The sequence below is a fragment of the Culturomica sp. genome, assembly GCF_003524185.1.
Lineage (GTDB): Bacteria > Bacteroidota > Bacteroidia > Bacteroidales > Marinifilaceae > Culturomica > Culturomica massiliensis.
In genome coordinates this window covers 99,459-119,860 of record NZ_DOED01000014.1, presented here as the reverse complement: position 1 = coordinate 119,860, position 20,402 = coordinate 99,459, and the positions used below count along the sequence as shown (strand labels likewise).

Sequence of the window (20,402 nt, the reverse complement as noted above, 5' to 3'; positions counted from 1 at the left end):
TAGCCCCCGGTCTGTTCACACACATTGACCGGGGGTATTTTTACCGGCATACCTGAAGCCCGGATTGTAAATTGACTGACAATCCGGACAAATACAGAATTATTTCGACTCCTGTAAAGCGATAACAGTTTAGGTTGAACTAAAATCGTAAATCAAAAATCGTAAATCGTAAATCCTATCAGGCTTTGATTTTAAATTTCAGTTTCAAGCGTTCCTTCACACGTTTCAAAAAATAACGGAATCCTGCACTGAATAAATAAAAGAAGGTAAACAACACTCCCCCCAGAATACCGACGATCACAAGGGCAAACTGTATCCAGTTCCAATAACTCCGGTAAGGATCAATGGAAACATAACGGATAATTCCGGACGTTATGATCCAGGCAAGCAAGATCAAAAGAATATACCTGACGATACCCCACCAGTATTCCCGAAGTTTGTCCTGAAAGCCTTTCCGGTATAAAAAATAGGGTTTCCATAAAACCACAATAAAAAACATACTTACCACACTTCCCAACAATACGCCTTCCAACCCCCAATAATATCCTCCGGCCAAAGATATGGAAATACTGACGACCGTCTCCACAATCGGAGCCCATATATCATGAAAAAGACTGTAGGCATATAAAAACTGATCATTCGTACCCCGGGTCTGCATAATAAACATATTCCCCAACAAAATAATCAATACCCAACGACTCAATACATACTCCGGCCCTACCCATAATACAATAAAAGGCTGTATCAGGTGATAAACGGCAAATACAAACAAACCCGCAATAAAATAATTCAAAGCCGTCAATTCCCAATATATTTTCCGGATTTTTACTTTATCCCCTTCCGCCACCAGATTACCCACCCCGGCCCCTGTGCTTCCCAGCATATTTTTGATAAGCAAAATCACCTTATCGATAATCAACGAATAGTTTCCGTAAAAGGCAACAACCTGTAAAGATACAAAACTATAAATCAATAAAGGCTTGATCTGAAATTGTACCAAAGAACCTATTTTGTGTACAAATAACTGCCTCGAATAAGTCATAATCAACGGATAGCGCTTACGCAGCAACCTGCCGTTGCGAATCTCTGAACGCAGCCAGGGATATACTTTCCGGATTTTCCAATTCAATATAATACTATAGATCACCCCGAAACACAACTCAACCGCTACCCAGTAATAATAATTCCGGGTATAATAAGCCAAAGCAATCTGAATGAAAGTCTTAATGAGATTCGAAGTCTGAAAATAGGCGATTACAACATAATTCCGCTGGTCGGCTCCCAGTAATACTTGCTTATAATTTGCAAAATAGCCGATCAATGCCGAAGTCAGAAAAGCATAAAAAGCAAAATAAATCAAAGCCAAGTCAAATTCCGTCTTTGCAAAAATAAGGGGTAAGAAAGCAGATAAAGCAATCCCGCCTCCGGCAATAACAAATCCCACTTTCCGATAAAAATAGCCGAACACCGAGATAATCTCATTGATCTTCTCCCGGTCGCAATCAAAAATCGGCTTATACAATACCGTACCGATAGCAGCCCCGATCCCCAATTCGGCCAGATTCAGAAAATTCAGCAAATTACCCAATGTTCCGGTCAACCCCACAAAATCATCCCCCAGGCAATCTAAAAATATTTTCCGGGAAAAGAACGACAAAAATAAAGTAATAAAATAGAATATTAGATTTACTTTTGCATTCTGGATACTCTTTTGAACTCTTGACTCCGCCATAAATTAAAAAATATCGGCAAAGGTATAAAAACGCGACGACAGATGAAAGCACTTTTTCTCACATTCCACGGTTTCGACGCAGCCAACGGCATCAGCAAAAAGATTCATTATCAAGTCCGTGCATTGGAAACCAACGGTTTAGAAACTTACCTGTGCTATCTGTCCGAAGAACACGGCCGGAAACAACGCATGGCCGGCAAGCAAGTCATTGCCGATTACGGCACAGGCTGGAGAAGCAAAATAAGCAAACGGATCGAATTCGATTCCATCGTTCGCTTTGTCGTCCGGGAAAAAATAAAATTGGTATATATGCGCTCCGCCCACAATGCCAATCCTTTTACCATCCGACTGGTGCGGCGGCTGAAACAGGAGGGGTGCCGGGTAATCATGGAAATCCCCACCTATCCCTACGACCAGGAATACGTGACCTTCCGCATGAAAATCGGTTTATACCTCGACCGTTATTACCGTAAAAAACTGGCCCGTTGCCTCGACGGTATCGTTACCTTTTCCGACTATAAAACAATCTTCGGTGTCCCGACCATACAAATTTCCAATGGTATAGATTTCGAAGCAATCCCCTTGAAACACGCCCTCAATACACCGGAGCGTGAACTGCATCTCATCGGAGTAGCAGAAATCCATTACTGGCACGGATACGACCGCCTGATAAAAGGAATGGCAGAATATTACGCCACGCAACCTGACTATAAAGTATATTTCCACCTTATAGGCGACTTTTTCAGTGCCCGCGAGCGTAATGAAATTGTCCCCCTTATCGGACAATCCGGGCTCGGGCCCTATGTCATTCTCCACGGAGCATTACACGGCAAGGCACTGGATAACCTGTTCGACCGTTGCGATATGGGAATCGGTAGTCTGGGACGCCATCGCAGCGGCATACAGCACATCAAAACCCTGAAAAACAGAGAATATGCAGCCAGAGGTATTCCTTTTATCTACTCGGAAACGGATACTGATTTTGAAAACCGTCCTTACATCCTAAAAGTCCCGGCAAACGAAGCCCCCGTCAACATCGGCCGGCTCATCGCTTTCTACCGGCAACTATCCGTCTCACCTTCCGGAATCAGAGCTTCCATTCAGGAACTCTCCTGGGAAAGACAGATAAAAAAAGTATTGGAACGAATATTTTAAGATTTTAATATTCTATAAATAATCTTAACTTTGCCAATCCGATCATTAACCTCAATTCAAGCGTAGGAGAGAAAGATTGTGTCAAAAGCACAATCGGTTATTGTGAGTTATTTCACCATGTCAGATAACAATAAGAACGAATAAGATGGCTGCCTTAAGGTTTTTCTTTTACCTTTTAATGAAACCTATAGCCATAGGTATGGCCGTCTTGGGATTAACCGGCATACTGGCACCGTATATTGACCCTAATACATGGTGGGTACCTGCATTTTCCGGATTATTTATGCCTGTCATTCTTATCGGCAACTTCTTTTTACTGATATTCTGGGGATTTCACAGAAAAATATGGCTGGTTTTGCCTTTAATTACAATCTTATTAAATTACAATTACCTTTTTTCCATCTTCCAGAATCCCTGGAAAAAATTACCTGAAATTTCAGATGCGGGAAAAGTTTTGCACATTGCCAGCTACAATGTCGAAGGATTTTACGAAATCAGCCATTCTCCGAAAGGCTATGCACTGCTTCGCAAACTGTCTCTTGAAAATATAGACATTCTCTGTGTACAGGAACATTGCGAAGAAGTCAACCTGGATTCAGCCACCATCCGTGAAAGAATCCCTCTCCCGTTTCGTTGTACGTTTTTCAATCGCCGGACTTCGTGGGCCAATTTCGGTATCAGCGTATACAGCCGTCATCCTATAATACGGCATACCGATATCGACTTTCACTCCGAAACGAATGCTGCCATGTGGGTAGATATCCTGGTAGGCCAGGATACCATACGGGTTTTTAACAACCACCTGCAAACCACGAATGTCAGTCTGAACAAAAAGAAATATTACGAGTACAAAAGTGTAAAAAACTGGAAAGGCCAGGCCCACACCCTCGTCAACCTATTGGAACAACTGAAAGAAAACTTTCAGATCCGTGCCCGCCAATCTCAACTTGTCCGGCAAATAATAGATACGACGAAATACCCCGTGATTGTCTGCGGAGATTTTAACGACACCCCGGTCTCCTATGCTTTCAACCACATCCGCAATCACGACCTTACCGACGGCTTCCGGGCCTGTGGCAAAGGCTACGGCCACTCGTTCAAAGGCATCAAAGGCTTGTTGCGAATCGACTTCATTGCCTATGATTCCCACTTCGTCGGTTTGACATACGACTCTCCCAGCCTTCCGGGAAGCGACCACAATCCGATAGTAATGAAATTACTTAAAAAAAAAGAGTAATATTCTTGAAATGAATCAATAAGAATTGTACATTTGTTACATAATTAAGTAGATTGGGTAGCATGTAAACTCCCAAACACAACCGCCCGGATTTTAATCAAGATACCATGAAACGAATACACAGCAGTATTTTATGCATACTTTGTGGACTATTTCTATTGTGTAGTTGCCACGAAGAAATATATGACCCGGAAGCACTGGGCAAGGATTATTTTATCCAGAATATTCCAAGTGATTTTACCTGGTCGACGACCTCTTCCGTTCAGACGTCCGTAATTCCTTATGACCGGTACGAAGGACAATACCTCTACACGATTGAAATTTTCGATAAAAACCCGCTTACCGATCCGTCGGCTGTATTGTATACCACGGGCTGGTGTACCGGAAAACAACCTCTACAAAAAACGATAACCGTTCCGGCTGTTCAAAAAACCTTGTATATCCGTCAAACGACTCCCGGCGGAAGAAAAAGCATCAAAGAAGCGGAAATCAAAAACAACAAACTCGATTGCAGTTTCTACCCGGAAAAAAATACAAGCAGCACCCCGGCAACCACCCGGGCATATGCCGATGAAAGAATACCGGAAAATGTACCCGCAGACGCAAACGAAATCAAAGAAGGCCCCAATAACGTAACCTTGGAAGCCAATAAAAATTACGTTATCCGGGAAACGTATACCGGTAAAATTACATTCCCCGGCAGTGGCAACAGTTCTCTGTACATTACGGGTACGTGGATCAACCCGAATAACATGACGGTCCTTAACAAAGGCTCGGATATCTACATTATGGGAACGGGAAAACTGTTATCTTCTGCGGCTTCCTGTACATTTAAATGGAATTCGGCAGGAGGTGTTATGGGTATCGCCCCCGGCGGACAATTGGGCACCCCCGAGCAAAACAACATCGGCCTGGAATTTCATAATCCGGGAGCCGTCATCAATGAAGGGAATTTTTACGGAGATTGGATCATCGCCAAAGCCGGTGGAATGCTCTTCGTCAACAAGGGAAAATTCTATGCAAACGGACTGACGACATCCGACGTTGCATTTCTATTCCGGAATGAATGTTATGCCCATATCAAAAAATTTAAGCTGAACAACCAAAGTATACTGACCGTTTCTCCGGACTGCTCTTTCGTCAGCGAAGATTTTTCCATGGCAAACTCTTCGGTATATCTGGGCAACTCTGCTATGCTGGAAATAGGTACACTCACCACAGCCAATTGGGGAAGCCCATTCATCCAGGGAAACGGAAATGACTATGCTTTAGTCCGGATCGACAAAATGATCTGCCCTTCACGGTACGCGCCGTTAAACTTTATTTCTAACCTTTACATCAGTTGCAATCAATATCCGGCAGATCCATGGACTTATAATATTCTGTTTAATTGTATGCTGGAAGATGTTTCTACGGGTGCGACCATCGAGATCAAGCCCAGCGAATGCAGCCAGGGAAACGACTATGTTCCGGAGCAACCGGAAGAACCGGAATTTCCCAAAACGGTAACCTATACCCAGACCTACACATTCGCTTCCGAAGATAACTATCCGAATCCGGGAGATTACGACATGAATGACATCGTTTTAAGTCTGGATTCAACAAGTTATTACTATCCGCAGAAAAACGGAATAGACCGGGTGACTTTGCATTTTACCTTGAGAGCAGTAGGTGCAACCAGACAATTGGGTGCTGCCTTGCAATTAGACCGTCTTGGAAAAGAGAGCGTAAAATCGGTAAGCTATTCCACAGAATTGCCGCTGGATAACTTTTACAGAAACGGTAACTCTACGGAACAAAAACAGAAGCAAGCGGTTATTCCGTTATTTGACAATGCCCATCAGATACTGGGGTATAGCAACACGACCACGATCGTCAATACAATCCAGGGAGGCGCAACGGCCAAGCCGGTTTCTTTCGATGTAACGATAGAATTTTCTTCACTGATTCAGGAAGAAGACATTCAATTGGATGCCATAAACTATTTTACAATCGTAGGCACCCGGCTGCCTCGTACAGAAATCCATTTACCCCGGTACAAGCATACGAATTTGAGTGTTACTCCGGCCAAATTACAGGAAGTTACCCAGCAATACATGTGGAGTATCCGCGTTCCGGGCATTTTCCGTTATCCGCAGGAATGGAGAAAAATAACCGATGTATATCCTCAATTTGAAGCATGGGTAAAAAGCAGCGGGAAAGACAATGCAGACTGGTATATCTTTCCCGAAGAACATCTTATATACCGGAATTGAGTCTAAAGTTTCATGTGGCAGTCGTTTTTTGAAATTTTATTCTGGATTTGTCTGGTTATTGTCTTCTATACTTACGTAGGGTATGGCATGCTACTCTATTTATTCGTACGAATAAAAGAGTTCTTTCACCCATATTGTAAACCTGAATGGCAAGAAGAACTTCCCGAAGTGACTCTTCTCATTGCAGCTTATAACGAAGAAAAGGTTGTAGAGGAAAAAATGAGGAACTGCAAAGCCCTGAATTATCCTCCCCAAAAATTGACTATCGCCTGGATTACGGACGGCAGCAATGACAATACAAACTCTCTACTGGCCCAATATCCGGAAATAAAACTCTATTTCCATCCGGAAAGAAAAGGGAAAACAGCTGCCCTCAACCGGGCAGTGCCATTTGTTACGACTCCCTATACGATCTTAACCGACGCAAATACCATGCTCAATCCGGAGGCCGTCCGGGAAATTGTCAATGCTTTTGCCGATAAGCAAACAGGTTGTGTTGCCGGTGAAAAACGCATTGAAAACAATACAAAAGACAACGCTGCATCAGGAGGGGAAGGGTTTTACTGGCGTTATGAATCCAAACTAAAGGCATGGGATTCACGGCTCTATTCCACAGTAGGAGCAGCCGGAGAACTTTTTGCAATACAAACCTCCCTATTTGAACCCATGCCCGCCGATACCTTATTGGATGACTTCATGATTTCGCTGAGAATTGCTGAAAAGGGGTATAAAATTACATATTGTGCTTCTGCCTATGCTATTGAAAAAGGATCGGCAGATATCAGAAACGAACAAAAAAGAAAAATCCGGATTGCAGCCGGAGGATTGCAAGCCATCTGTAGATTGCGCTCACTTCTGAACCTTTTCAAATACAAGACTCTGAGTTTCCAATACATTTCACACCGGGTGTTACGCTGGTCCGTCACCCCCGTAGCCCTTTTATTGCTACTCCCGTTAAATACCGGACTCGCCATTTGCTCACCCTCGCTTATTTACCGGATTATTTTTCTGTTTCAACTGTTATTTTACATCCTGGCCTCAACAGGAGCTTATTTTCAAAGCAAACAAATCAAAATTAAAATTCTTTTCATTCCTTACTACTTTCTATTTATGAACCTGAATGTTATAAAAGCATTCTTTTATTACAAAAAATTCAAAGGGAAAGGTACGTGGGAAAAAGCAAAACGGGCGGAATAAAACATAGAAATTTCATTAATTATGCTACTTTTGTATAATAACAACCGGTCGATCAAAAGACGTATTAACCAATTCCGATAACTATGGAAGTCTACGAACATCTATCGCGTCAGGACTTACTAAATAGAATAGCAGACCTGGAAAAACAAATCGAAAATCTTTCCGGCAAACAAGATTCTTCCGTTTGTGCCCGGTCTGTAACTACTGAAAACAAGCGCAACCTGGAAAAACAATTCGGTTCCAAAGCGCTGGAAGCCCTGCCCGATATGCTTTCCGTTCTGGACTACGAAGGAAATTATGTCGAACTTGTGTCTTCTGAGAAAACCGTACACGTAGGTAACAGTTCAGCAGCCATGCTGGGTAAAAATATACGGGATATACTCCCGAAAGATGCCTACGAAATTATCAAGACGAATCTGGATCAGGTAATCCATACGCAAACAACGGGTATTGCCTGCCATTCCCTGCCCTTAAACGGAGAAAAACATTTCTTCGAAAACCGGATCATTCCATTGGATGACAACCATGTACTCTGTATCTGCCGTGATAAGACAGAAGCTATTCAAACACAACAGAAATTAGAAATGGTAAAATCGGCTGTCAATAATTCCATTGAAGAAATATATGCCTGCACGATTGAAGGAAATCTGATTTTTGCCAATGCCCAGTTTTATAACAATTATCATTTAAGCGGCGATATCCGGGAACAAAAAATATACGACATATATCCGGATATCACCCGGGATTCATGGCAGACTCAAATCCAAAATCTCAGGGAAGCAAACGGAACCTTAAAATACACGACAAGCCACAAAAACGCCGACGGCACTTCCATAACTCTCGAAATAACGACTTATATCGTAAAAGAGTATGACGAAGAAAAAGAAATTGTCTGGACCTTCGGACGCAATATTTCAGAAAGACTCCAACAACAGAGAAAAATACGGGAACTCAATTTTATTATGGATACCATACTGAATAATGTTCCGGTATATCTATTCGTTAAAGATACGGGGAATGAATTTCGTTACCTGTATTGGAACAAAGCTTTCGAAGAACATTCCGGTATTCTCGCCGACCATGCATTGGGACACACGGACTACGAAATTTTCCCGAATCCGGAAGATGCCCGCAAATTCAGAGAAGACGATTTACGCCTCTTAACAAACGGAGAAAAAATAGAATACCAGGAAGATTATATGACAACCAGCGGAGAAATCCGGACAGTCAATACCATAAAAACCCTGGTACCCTTTGAAGACAATAAACCCCCTTTTATCATCGGTATTGCCTGGGATATCACTGAATTAAAAAATACGGAAACGGCTTTAATCGAAGCCCGTATAAAAGCAGAACAATCCGACAAATTAAAATCCGCTTTTCTGGCCAATATGAGCCATGAAATCCGGACCCCCTTAAATGCAATCGTCGGTTTTTCCAGATTGATAGCAGAAACACAGGACCCGGAAGAACTCCGGCAATACGACGATATCATCAATTTAAATGCTGAACTATTATTACAATTGATCAACGACATTCTAGATCTCTCCAAAATTGAAGCCGGGACATTGGAATTTGTAATGAAACCCGTAGATTTAAAAGAACTGTGCCAAAGCCTTTACAACACTCACCTCCATAAAACACAGTCAAATGTACGGCTCATATTGGACACCGATGCGCCGGATATGACAATTACCAGTGATAACAACCGGTTGGCTCAGGTTATCTCCAACCTGATAACCAATGCGCAAAAATTTACAACCGAAGGAGAAATTCGTTTCGGATACAAACAGAAAGACAAAAACATCGAATTTTTCGTACAAGATACAGGTATCGGTATTGCACCCCAAAATCTCGAAAGTATATTCAACCGCTTTGTAAAATTGAATAACTTCGCACAAGGTTCCGGACTCGGCCTGTCTATCTGCCAAATGATCATCAACAATCTGGGCGGATATATCGAAGTAGAATCTGCTGTCGGGAAAGGCTCCACATTCCGCTTTACCATTCCGATAGACGGAAAAGAAAAAACCGGAAAGACACCGGAAAGAATAACAAGTATACAAAATAAAGAAAAACATATGGATCAGCACAAAGTAATCTTAATTGCTGAAGATGTAAACAGCAACTTTCTATTGCTAAAAGCAATGATCGGTAAAGAATACGATTTAGTCAGAGCTGTAAACGGGAAAGAGGCTATCGAACTGAACAAAACCGTACATCCGGATTTAATTCTTATGGATATAAAAATGCCGGAAATGGACGGTTTGGAAGCCACCCGTATAATCCGCCAAGAGGACAAAAACATTCCCATCATAGCACTTACAGCCTTTGCCTTTGAATCCGATAAGGCAGAAGCTTTTGCAGCAGGTTGCAATGATTTTTTAACAAAACCCGTTTCTATCGAGCAATTGAAAAAAGCATTGGAAAAATATATCTGACGGCCAAAGAAAAAGAAACCGACAAATCGGAGTCATCCCGAAGACATTGTCATTCTGAATCGTAAGTTCACAATTATCCGTATATTCCGATGAGACATTTCTTACTAATTTGCCTTTTCTTTTCAGGGACTTGTTCATTACAAGCCCAATATCTGACTGTCAGCGATACAACCACATTACGAATAAAAATTACAGATACTCAAAACCGACCGATATTCGGTGTATATGTCATCAATAAAAACAAAAGCTTCCTGATTACCTCCTCGGATATCGACGGCGAATGTATCATCCACAACCGCCTGCTTCATCCGAATGACTCCATTCAATTTCAAGGAATGGGGTACAAACTCGTAACGTATACTCCGGCAGCTTTACAAAAAATCGACCGCATCCAACTCGAAGAATTGAGCTACCAACTGGAAGAAACCATCGTCCAAAGTATCTCAACCGAAGAATTGCTGAATAAAGTAAGTGCTAAATTAAAGAAGCTCCCGCGTAGTACCCTGCCCTATTGCAACTTCTACGGCAATGCTCAATATGAAAAAATTACGAACTACCGGGATACGACTCTAGAATACCGGCGTGAATACGGCTATTACTTTACTTCCGGAGACATCCGTCCTAAAAATATATGGGACCAGAGTTTTCGTTCCTACTTTCTACCTGTATACACGCAAAGAAGTTATAACCTAACCAATAACGGCAGCGATACCCTTTCGCCGCTGTATATTACGACGGAAGACAACCGTTTCGATGCCGGAACGAGAAAGATATTCACATTACTGCGTGCCGTTCAATTATACGGCCCTCTTTTCTCCGGAACACATACATACGAATTTAAACCGGTTGATACCGACAGTCTCGACTACGTTTATTCCTTCCATACCCGTTCCCAGGACTATCCGGACCAAACCCGAATCTCCTGCAAAGGCACCCTCGTCATAGACTTCCATCGTCACATTCTGAAAAGAATGACTTTCGAATACATCGATTACCAATTGCTCCGGCAAGTTTTGCTGACAAACCGCAGAAAGACCAGTTCCCCCTATTCCACCCGGGCGGACCTTACTTTCGGATACGACAAAAACAATCAGATCTACATCCGCTCTTGCCAGACGACCACTCAATGGAAATACGATCTGGGAAATGATTTTCTGGTTTTAGAGCAACCTTCCCGCATGCTTCCCTCTGCCGGAAACCTGATTGAAAAAGAAGCCTTCTGTTGCTACGATTACAAACCTGTTAAAAAAGAGTTTCGCACACATTCAGTCGCTGTAAAAATTCACGTCGCCCAACGCAACCCGCTCGGTACATACGATTCTCTGCTATTCAGCCGGCTTCCCTTATTGTTGGAAAAGGGACGGAGTTTTGACGACCTGAACAGATATGCCGATATCGAACAACAATTCCAACGCAACAATAATAAAACCTATTATCCGGACAATTTCCTCAACGGATTCAATGGATTTGTCGGCGTTGGCAGAGATGACAAGGCATTCCGCGAAAATACATACCAGGTGCGTAAAAAAATTCTGGAACTATTCGGCACCCCGGCCTTACCCGATCAAATAACCGGACAAAAGTAACCCCACAAAATGATAAATTTAAATAATTAAATTAAATTTGTAGGCAGGAAAGTTAAATTTATGCCTCATATCTGTAAAAACTGCGGTGCCCGATACAAAGGGAATTACTGTAACCAATGCGGTCAAAGAGCTAAAGTCGGGAGACTGACATTACGCTCGGTAATCGATAATTGGGCTTACGGATTGACCAATTGCGACAGAGGGATTTTATTCACATTCAAAGAACTGTTTATCCGCCCCGGACACATGCTGGCCGACTATGTCAGCGGTAAACGCATTATCCATTTCCAACCGTTCCCGATGTTATTCATCACCGCCGGATTCTACGGCTTAATGTCACAGATCCTTTTACCGGCAAAACCGGTTGAAGCAGTCCAGACCGTCACTGATTTAACTTTTTGGGAAAGATTTTTCAATTTACTGGAACAATGGATCGATTCCAGTATGTCGCTGACGGCTATTGTAACCTTGCCGTTCTTTGCCTGGGCATCACGCCTCGCCTTTTACACCCCTCCTTTTCATCCATACGGACCGGGAACCAGAAAAGGCCTCTCCGCCTGGATATATTACCATACCCTGCCTCCAAGGAAACGCTCTTACAATTATACCCTTTCGGATTACCGGTTTATTGCCACCTATCATGCACGCTATCGTTACCAAATCCGGAAAAAATATACCTACAATTTCACAGAATATATATTCATATTTGCTTACATAGCATGCCAACGGTTGATTTTAGCTTTATTCATAGCCTTACCGATTATGGTCTGCACCCATACAACGGAACTGACAGATAACTCCTTTCAGATCGTATACAGTCTTTATTTCGCCGTCACCGTTTGGGACCTAAAACAATTATTCAAAATAGGTTTCTGGAAAGCCCTGCGAAAAACAGCACTTATGTTTCTCTACTCGGGATTACTCATCCTGCTCTTTACAATATTGATTACAGCAATTATCATCGGTGTGATTTACATATTGGGCCTTCTGGATCTCCTATCTCCGGATATTTTAAAAGTTATAGAAGAGGACCTTTAATACCGGTATTTCACAGTGTACAGACCGGTACCTCTAGGAAACCAATCAGAAATTGCAAACAACGGATCAAATCAACCTTCTTTTCTCTTGAGGGCCGGAATATCAAAAACATCCCCATCCGTACAAACGAACGTATCCGGAAAAATAGCCCGGGCCTCCGGCAACAAACAAGAGGGATCCGGATAACGGGCTGAGAAATGCCCCAACAACAATTTTTTTGCACCGGCCAAAAGAGCCATCCGGGCCGCTTGCTCTGCCGTGCTATGGTAGGTTTCTTTGGCCAATTGTTCCAGCGTGCGGTCATAAGTCGCCTCATGATACAACAGATCGACCCCTTTAACATAGGCAGCAAAACGTTCCCGGAACAAAGTATCGGTCATATAGGCATAAGAACGGGAAGGCGGAGCGGCAATCGTTAACCGGTCGTTAGCAATCACCTGCCCCTCCGGCGTTACAAAATCAGCTCCTTTTTTAAGGTGTTGCATAAAAGCGACCGGCACATCCCAGGCCAGAGCCATATCTTTGCGTATGGTTCTTTCCCGCTCTCTTTCCCGGAACAGAAAGCCGCACACCGGAGCATCATAACGATGGGACAACGGAAAGGAAGTCACGGTAACCGCTTTATCTTCATAAACAACCTCTTCCTCCCGGCTCAAATGATGGAAAACAAGTGCAAACCCCAAACGGCTGTTCATTACCTTCAATTGAAATTCAATGATCTCCTGCAATCGTCTGTCTGCATAAACATGTACCTCCCCTTTACGTCCCTGGAGCGCCAGACTGGACAATAAGCCGATCAAACCGAAAAAATGATCCCCATGCAAATGGGAAATAAAAATATGACCGATTTTATTATAGGGAATATGAAAACGACGCAATTGATGTTGAGTAGCTTCCGCACAATCAATCAGGAAATAACGTTCCTGAATATTCAATACCTGTGCCGAAGAGTTCCTACGGGCTGTCGGAACAGCAGAGCCGGCACCGAGAATCGTCAATTCGAATTTCATCCTTTTTTATTTCCGGGTTAATGCTAAAAGAGCCTGAACAGCTAACCGTTCAGACTCTTTTATTATATTCTAAGGTCTGCTATGCAGACCCTAGTTCTTTGACTCATTAAGCTTCTGCCGGAGCTTCTTCTGCTTTGTCTTCAGCAGCTTTAGCTTTCGGAGCTTTTTCAGCCTGTTCTGCTTTAGCAGTCATCTGTTCTTTTAAAGCAGCCAACTCGGTGATATCACCCAAAGTCGTTTTTTCCAGTTTATCTTTTACCTGTTTAACGGCTTTTTTGGTTGTTTTTTCTTCGGCCGATTTCTTAGCTCTCTCATCCGATTTCTGTGCATCTTCGAAAATACGGGAATGAGAAAGAATGATCCGTTTAGCGGCTTTATTGAATTCAATTACCTTGAAGTCCAATTTCTCTTCAACTTTAGCCTGTGATCCGTCTTCTTTTACCAAATGACGCGGAGTAGCAAATCCTTCAACACCATAAGGCAATGCAATCACAGCACCCTTATCGAAAATTTCGGTAATCGTACCTTCGTGAACTGAATCTACAGTGAAAATCGTTTCAAATACATCCCACGGATTTTCTTCCAATTGTTTGTGACCTAAGCTCAAACGACGGTTTTCTTTATCGATTTCCAATACAACAACGTCGATTTCAGCACCGATCTGAGTGAATTCTGCCGGATGTTTTACTTTCTTCGTCCAGGAAAGATCGGAAATATGAATCAATCCGTCAACACCTTCTTCTATTTCAACAAATACACCGAAGTTTGTGAAATTACGTACAGTAGCTTTGTGTTTGCTGCCAACACCATATTTCTCTTCGATATTCTGCCACGGATCAGCTTTCAACTGTTTGATACCCAATGACATTTTTCTTTCGTCACGATCCAAAGTCAGGATAACAGCTTCTACTTCATCCCCTACTTTCATGAAATCCTGAGCAGAACGCAAATGCTGTGACCATGACATCTCAGATACGTGGATCAAACCTTCTACCCCCGGTGCAATTTCAACGAATGCACCGTAGTCAGCCATAACCACAACCTTACCCTTCACTTTGTCACCGACCTTCAAATCTGCATCCAAAGCATCCCACGGATGCGGAGTCAATTGTTTCAGACCTAAAGCAATACGTTTTTTCTCATCATCGAAATCCAAAATAACCACATTCAGTTTCTGATCCAACTGAACGATTTCGTTCGGATGATTTACACGACCCCAAGACAGGTCGGTGATGTGAATCAATCCGTCTACACCGCCCAAGTCGATGAATACACCGTAAGAGGTAATATTTTTAACCGTACCTTCAAGTACCTGACCTTTTTCCAGCTTGGAAATAATGTCTTTCTTCTGCTGTTCAAGCTCTGCTTCAATAAGAGCTTTGTGAGATACAACCACATTTTTGAATTCCTGGTTAATCTTAACCACCTTGAATTCCATGGTTTTACCTACATAAATATCGTAATCACGGATCGGCTTAACATCGATCTGAGAACCCGGCAAGAACGCTTCGATACCGAATACGTCAACGATCATACCGCCTTTCGTACGACATTTAACAAATCCTTTGATAATTTCGTCTTTTTCCAATGCTTCGTTCACACGATCCCAGCTACGCATTGCACGCGCTTTCTTATGTGACAAAGTCAACTGACCTTTTTTGTCTTCCTGTGTTTCCACATAGACCTCAACCGTATCACCTACTTTCAAATCCGGATTGTAACGGAATTCGTTCAAAGAAATGATACCGTCTGATTTGTAGCCGATATTTACAACGACTTCTCTCTTATTCATAGAGATTACTTTACCGTCTACCACTTCACGCTCTGCAATCTGCGAAAGTGTACCGGCATACTTTTCTTCCAGTTCTTGTTTCTGGGAAACGGGAGTTACAACATCATTAGCATAAGCATCCCAATCAAAATTTTCATCAGCTTCTGCTGTTGTAACAGGAGCTGTTTTTTTGGTTTCTTTTTCTGCAGCTATAGCCTGCAAATCTTTTTGTTCTTCTGACATAAAAATTAATTCTTTCTTAACTAATAAGTTAGACATTATTTTGAATACGGGCGCAAAGGTAAGAATAATAATCTGTTTCACAATTATTTTCTCAAATAAAAATAAAAAACAGAACTCCTTTAGCCTCCGGAATATACAGAATGAGACCCGAACCGGAACTGGGCGTAGCAGATTCCTTTCGATTTTCAATCCAATACCAATCTGCGGAACCAATCAAAAATCGTAAATCGTAAATCGTAAATCAAAAATTATCCCCCTCTGCTACCCATTTATCGGAAGGATACTGGAATAAGCGAAGATTAAAAAGCGGAACCACAGCATACAAATGGTCGAAAAGATCGGATTGTACTTTCTCATACTCCACCCACTTCTGCCTGGCCGAAAAACAATAAATTTCCAACGGTACGCCGGTCGGACCGGGCTGCAATTGTCTTACCATATGCGTCATATTCTGAGCGATATTAGGATTCTGCGCAATCCAAAGCTCCATATATTCCCGGAAAGTACCGATATTTGTCATCCGAATTCCGTCTAAAGGTGTACTGGCATCTGCATAATTTATATCCAGCTCGGCCTTTTTCGTCAATATATAATCTTTCAACAATTCGGATTTTGCCAATTGTTCTATTTCTCCGGGCGTGAGATAATGAATGGATTGCACATCGATATTTACAGAACGTTTTATACGCCGCCCGTTCGACTCTTCCATTCCCCGCCAATTTGTAAAAGATTCGGATACCATCTTATAAGTCGGTATCGTAGAAATGGTCTTATCCCAATTCTGTACTTTTACGGTCGTCAAATTGATCTCCAGCACTTCTCCGTCGGCATTTGCAGAAGGCATCACGATCCAGTCGCCCAGATTAACCATCTTATTGGCTATCAACTGCACTCCGGCTACAAATCCCAGTATCGCATCTTTGAAAATCAACATCAAAACCGCGGCAAAAGCACTCAAACCGACCAACAATGCTTCCGGATCTTTTCCCAGGATAATGCTGAAAACAATAACCGTCACCACACAATATACAAATATCTTAATCACCTGTATAAACACCTTGATCGGACGATTACGCGCAACGGGATAACTGTTATAAATCCGGTTTACCCCATCCATTACCACAGACAACAGAAATGCCACCGCAAAAACAATCCAAATATCGATAACTTTATTGATAACCACCAGATATTCCAAACCGATCTGAAAAGATACCATCCGGATAACGATAGGGGTAATGAAAAAAGCAAAATAATTGAAAAAACGCTGGTCAAACATCAGGTCATCCCAACGTGTATCGGTCCGGCCGGCCAATTTGACAACGATCTTTGCCAACCATTTCCGGGCAATAAAATAAGTAAGCCAAGCTACTATGGCTATAAACAATATCCGGATCATGAATTCAAGGGTACTCAACAACCAGGAGGAGTGGATACCCAGGCGTTGCAACAAATCGTTTAAAGTTATTCCTTCGATAATTTCCATATCCCTGACAGATTTCTATATACACATCATAAAAACGAATTTACAGAACCAAAATTCTGCCCCATCCGGTAATTTTACTCATCCAATAAATCCGGCCGCAATGCCTTTGTCCGCTCATAAGCCACCTTCTCCTGCCATTCCCGGATTTTAGCGTGATTACCGGACAACAAAATTTCCGGAACCTGCCAACCGTTAAATTCCGCCGGACGGGTATACACGGGCGCCGCCAGCAAATTATCCTGAAACGAATCACTCAATGCAGAACTCTCGTCACTCATCGCACCCGGAATCAAACGTACGATAGCATCCGTCATAATACAAGCCGGCAACTCTCCTCCTGTCAATACGTAATCCCCGACAGATATTTCCCGGGTAACCAGATGTTCCCGGATACGCTGGTCAATTCCTTTATAGTGTCCGCACAATAAAATGATATTCTCTTTCAAAGACAATTCATTCGCCACCCGTTGATTAAACACGGGCGCATCCGGAGAAGTATAGATAATCTCATCGTAATCACGCTGGGATTTCAATTCGTTAATGCAATCGAATACAGGCTGAATCATCATCACCATGCCCGCCTCTCCGCCGAAAGGATAATCATCTACCTTACGGTATTTATCTTTCGACCAGTCCCGGATATTGTGAATGTATATTTCGACAATCCCTTTATCCCGGGCACGCTTTACAATCGAATGATTCAACGGACTCTCCAACAATTCCGGCACAACACTCAGTATATCTATACGCATAATCTTGATTTCTTCGTTTTCCGGTGGTAAAGATAACTATTTTCATCCATTTTCCCCAAAGACAAAAGGAAACAGAAAAATCAGGCAATGCACAGAATGATTTTATAAAATTTCAGCCGATTTCCCACATGCTTCAATAGGAACTTTCTATTTTACCGAAAGCAGGGAAACGTTATTAAATAAAAATGCGGAACCAGGTTTTAAAAGTCCCGGTTCCGCATTATTATGCTATTCCGAACCTCCCCGGAATACCTATTTCAGATAATCGTCGAAATAATCGGTTACTTTCTGCATCAGATGGATACGGTCGCGTCCGAAAACATTGTGTTCTGCACAAGGATAAGGAAAATAATCCACCTGTACCTGATTCTTTATACATTCCCTTATAAAATTCAGGCTATGCTGCCACAGCACCGTATTATCGATAGCTCCCTGGCAAATCAACAGCTTGCCTTTCAAATCTTTCGCCCTATTCATCAGACTTACTTTAGCATATCCCTCGGCATTGCGCTGGGGAGTATCCATATAACGCTCGCCATACATCACCTCATACCATTTCCAATCGATTACAGGTCCGCCTGCAACCCCCACCTTAAACACCTCCGGATAATTCGTAATCAAAGAAATCGTCATAAAACCACCGTAGCTCCATCCATGTACCCCGATACGGCCGGCATCCACCCAAGGCTGAGATTTCAGGAACTCGATGCCTTTCATCTGATCGGCCATTTCAGCCTGACCGCACAAGCCGTATATCGCTTTCTCAAAGTCGGCACCCCGATTGGAAGTTCCGCGGTTATCCATTACATACACGACATATCCTTGCTGGGCCATATACATCTCCCAACGACGCAATTCCGCCTGCCAGGTATTTTTAACCATTTGCGAATGAGGACCTCCGTATACATACACAATGACCGGATATTTCTTCGAAGGATCGAACCCCACCGGTTTGATCAAACGATAATAATTATCAAACCTGCCGTCGGCACTCTTTACCGTTCCCATACTTATCTCTCCGAAATTGTAATCTTTTGTGGGATTTTCCGCCCGCATCAGTTCCCGTACGATTTTACCGTCGGTCTGCCGTACAGCCATAACCCGGGGAACATTCAGACTGCTATAACTATCGACGAAATAATGTCCACCAGGACTTACAGCCGGCGAATGCCATCCTTCTGCATCCGTCAGACGGCTTTTTTTACCGGATTTCAAATCCACCCGGAACAAATGATTTTCGACAGGACTAACCTCTGCCGAAGTATAATATACAAAACGACCGTCCTGAGCCACATATTCTACATCAGCATCCGTATCGGTAAGCCGGCGGACAGATTTACCTTCCGTATCACATAGGTATAAATTACGGAAACCGTCCCGGTTATCCGTGCGGTAAATAAACTTAGACGGATCATTCTTCAAAAACACCAAAGCATTCGACGGCTCGACCCAACGATCGTTTTTCTCTTCCAAAACCGTCCCCAGGTATTTACCCGTCACAGCATTGTATTTGTTCAAACGGACATGCTTCTGATCCCGGTCGACAACCTGTATATAAATTACGTCGGATGCCGGATTCCAGGTAATATTGGTCAGGTATTGCTCCCGTCCGAAATCAGTTACATCCATAAATACCGTCCGTTCTGAAGCCAAATCATATACGCCGAGACTTACCTGCTCTGAAGGCATACCGGCCATCGGATACTTAATCTCACGTAAACTTCCGGTACGGGTCGTTATATCCAACAACGGAAAACTACTCACAGCACTTTCGTCTTTCCGGTAAAAAGCCAACTTTTTGCCATCCGGAGACCAGAAAATACCGTTGGAAATACCCATTTCACTCCGGCTTACAGTCTGACCGTTTACAATATTCGGGTCTGAATCCTTCGTCACGGCGTATTCATTTCCCCTTTCGTCCGAATAATACAAATTATTGTCACGCGTAAAAGCAAAAGCATTGTATCCGTTATAGGTTACATTTCCACCTTTTTTCGGCAAGGGAAGCGTACGAAGAACCCGTTTCCCCACGATATCAATCTCGTATCTGTTTCCCTTCCTTACGATTACCAACGTTTCGGCATCCGCCCAGCCATACATAGGCCATCCTTTCAAATCCGCAGTTAATAACCGATTCAGTTCCTCTACGGTCATCAACACCTTTTTCTCTCCTTTCAATACATCCTCCGCAACCAAATCCGTCCCTTCCGTATAGGTCATTATATCCCGGTCGCCCTGCCATTGAATATAACGCGTCTTCGGCCGCAATTCATAACCCAAAACGGCATCTTCCATCGTCAGCATCTTATCCTGTGCCTTTGAACTAAACATCATAGCCATTCCGATACATGTAAGTAATAAATATCTCATATATTTTAAATTTAAGTAAATTAAAGCGATTCAAAACAAATACAGGATTAAAACACAAAGTTTAATAAAACTGAGTTTATAAATTCCGACCACGTTTGCAAAGATATAAAAATTGCCTATTAACCCACCTAT

The 20,402-nt window shown here is 42.6% G+C and carries 13 protein-coding genes; 7 read left to right on the top strand and 6 right to left on the bottom strand.

Translation table 11 applies throughout. From position 1 onward, the window contains the following. Positions 1 to 178 precede the first annotated feature (178 nt). Positions 179 to 1,732 carry a lipopolysaccharide biosynthesis protein gene (locus DD657_RS06135; RefSeq protein ID WP_287049042.1) on the bottom strand — a complete coding sequence of 518 codons (1,554 nt, stop codon included), beginning with the start codon at positions 1,730 to 1,732 and terminating at the stop codon, positions 179 to 181. A gap of 42 nt (positions 1,733 to 1,774) precedes the next feature. On the opposite strand from DD657_RS06135, the gene DD657_RS06130 reads away from it, so the two are divergent. The 7 genes from DD657_RS06130 (at position 1,775) to DD657_RS06100 (ending at position 12,641) form a co-directional block, all read left to right on the top strand. After that, entirely contained in the window at positions 1,775 to 2,887 is a 1,113-nt protein-coding gene (locus DD657_RS06130) for a glycosyltransferase family protein (protein WP_287049041.1), read from the top strand. Between the two features lie 178 nt (positions 2,888 to 3,065). After that, the gene (locus DD657_RS06125) at positions 3,066 to 4,124 is read left to right on the top strand and encodes an endonuclease/exonuclease/phosphatase family protein (protein WP_287049039.1); all 1,059 of its coding nucleotides are present in this window, start codon (positions 3,066 to 3,068) and stop codon (positions 4,122 to 4,124) included. A 107-nt stretch (positions 4,125 to 4,231) separates the two neighbouring features. Then, entirely contained in the window at positions 4,232 to 6,379 is a 2,148-nt protein-coding gene (locus DD657_RS06120) for an LruC domain-containing protein (protein WP_287049037.1), read from the top strand. Between the two features lie 12 nt (positions 6,380 to 6,391). Beyond that, positions 6,392 to 7,576: a glycosyltransferase family 2 protein gene (locus DD657_RS06115; RefSeq protein WP_287049035.1), complete on the top strand. Its 1,185-nt coding sequence runs from the start codon at positions 6,392 to 6,394 to the stop codon at positions 7,574 to 7,576. Positions 7,577 to 7,659: 83 nt separating this feature from the next. After that, the gene (locus DD657_RS06110; protein ID WP_287049033.1) at positions 7,660 to 10,017 is read left to right on the top strand and encodes a PAS domain-containing sensor histidine kinase; all 2,358 of its coding nucleotides are present in this window, start codon (positions 7,660 to 7,662) and stop codon (positions 10,015 to 10,017) included. Between the two features lie 89 nt (positions 10,018 to 10,106). After that, complete coding sequence (locus tag DD657_RS06105; RefSeq protein ID WP_021987245.1) at positions 10,107 to 11,603, top strand: hypothetical protein; 1,497 nt, start codon at positions 10,107 to 10,109, stop codon at positions 11,601 to 11,603. A 60-nt stretch (positions 11,604 to 11,663) separates the two neighbouring features. Beyond that, positions 11,664 to 12,641, top strand: a complete 978-nt coding sequence (locus DD657_RS06100) for a DUF3667 domain-containing protein (RefSeq protein ID WP_287049030.1) — start codon at positions 11,664 to 11,666, stop codon at positions 12,639 to 12,641. A 71-nt stretch (positions 12,642 to 12,712) separates the two neighbouring features. On the opposite strand, the gene DD657_RS06095 is transcribed toward DD657_RS06100, so the two are convergent. The 5 genes from DD657_RS06095 to DD657_RS06075 form a co-directional block, all read right to left on the bottom strand. Next, positions 12,713 to 13,651: a ribonuclease Z gene (locus DD657_RS06095; protein ID WP_287049028.1), complete on the bottom strand. Its 939-nt coding sequence runs from the start codon at positions 13,649 to 13,651 to the stop codon at positions 12,713 to 12,715. Positions 13,652 to 13,757: 106 nt separating this feature from the next. Next, complete coding sequence (gene rpsA / locus DD657_RS06090) at positions 13,758 to 15,665, bottom strand: 30S ribosomal protein S1 (protein WP_021987242.1); 1,908 nt, start codon at positions 15,663 to 15,665, stop codon at positions 13,758 to 13,760. A gap of 241 nt (positions 15,666 to 15,906) precedes the next feature. After that, entirely contained in the window at positions 15,907 to 17,148 is a 1,242-nt protein-coding gene (locus tag DD657_RS06085; RefSeq protein ID WP_287049025.1) for a mechanosensitive ion channel family protein, read from the bottom strand. A 74-nt stretch (positions 17,149 to 17,222) separates the two neighbouring features. Further along, entirely contained in the window at positions 17,223 to 17,900 is a 678-nt protein-coding gene (gene trmD, locus DD657_RS06080; RefSeq protein WP_021987240.1) for a tRNA (guanosine(37)-N1)-methyltransferase TrmD, read from the bottom strand. Between the two features lie 252 nt (positions 17,901 to 18,152). Beyond that, entirely contained in the window at positions 18,153 to 20,270 is a 2,118-nt protein-coding gene (locus tag DD657_RS06075; protein WP_118773270.1) for a S9 family peptidase, read from the bottom strand. Positions 20,271 to 20,402 lie beyond the last annotated feature (132 nt).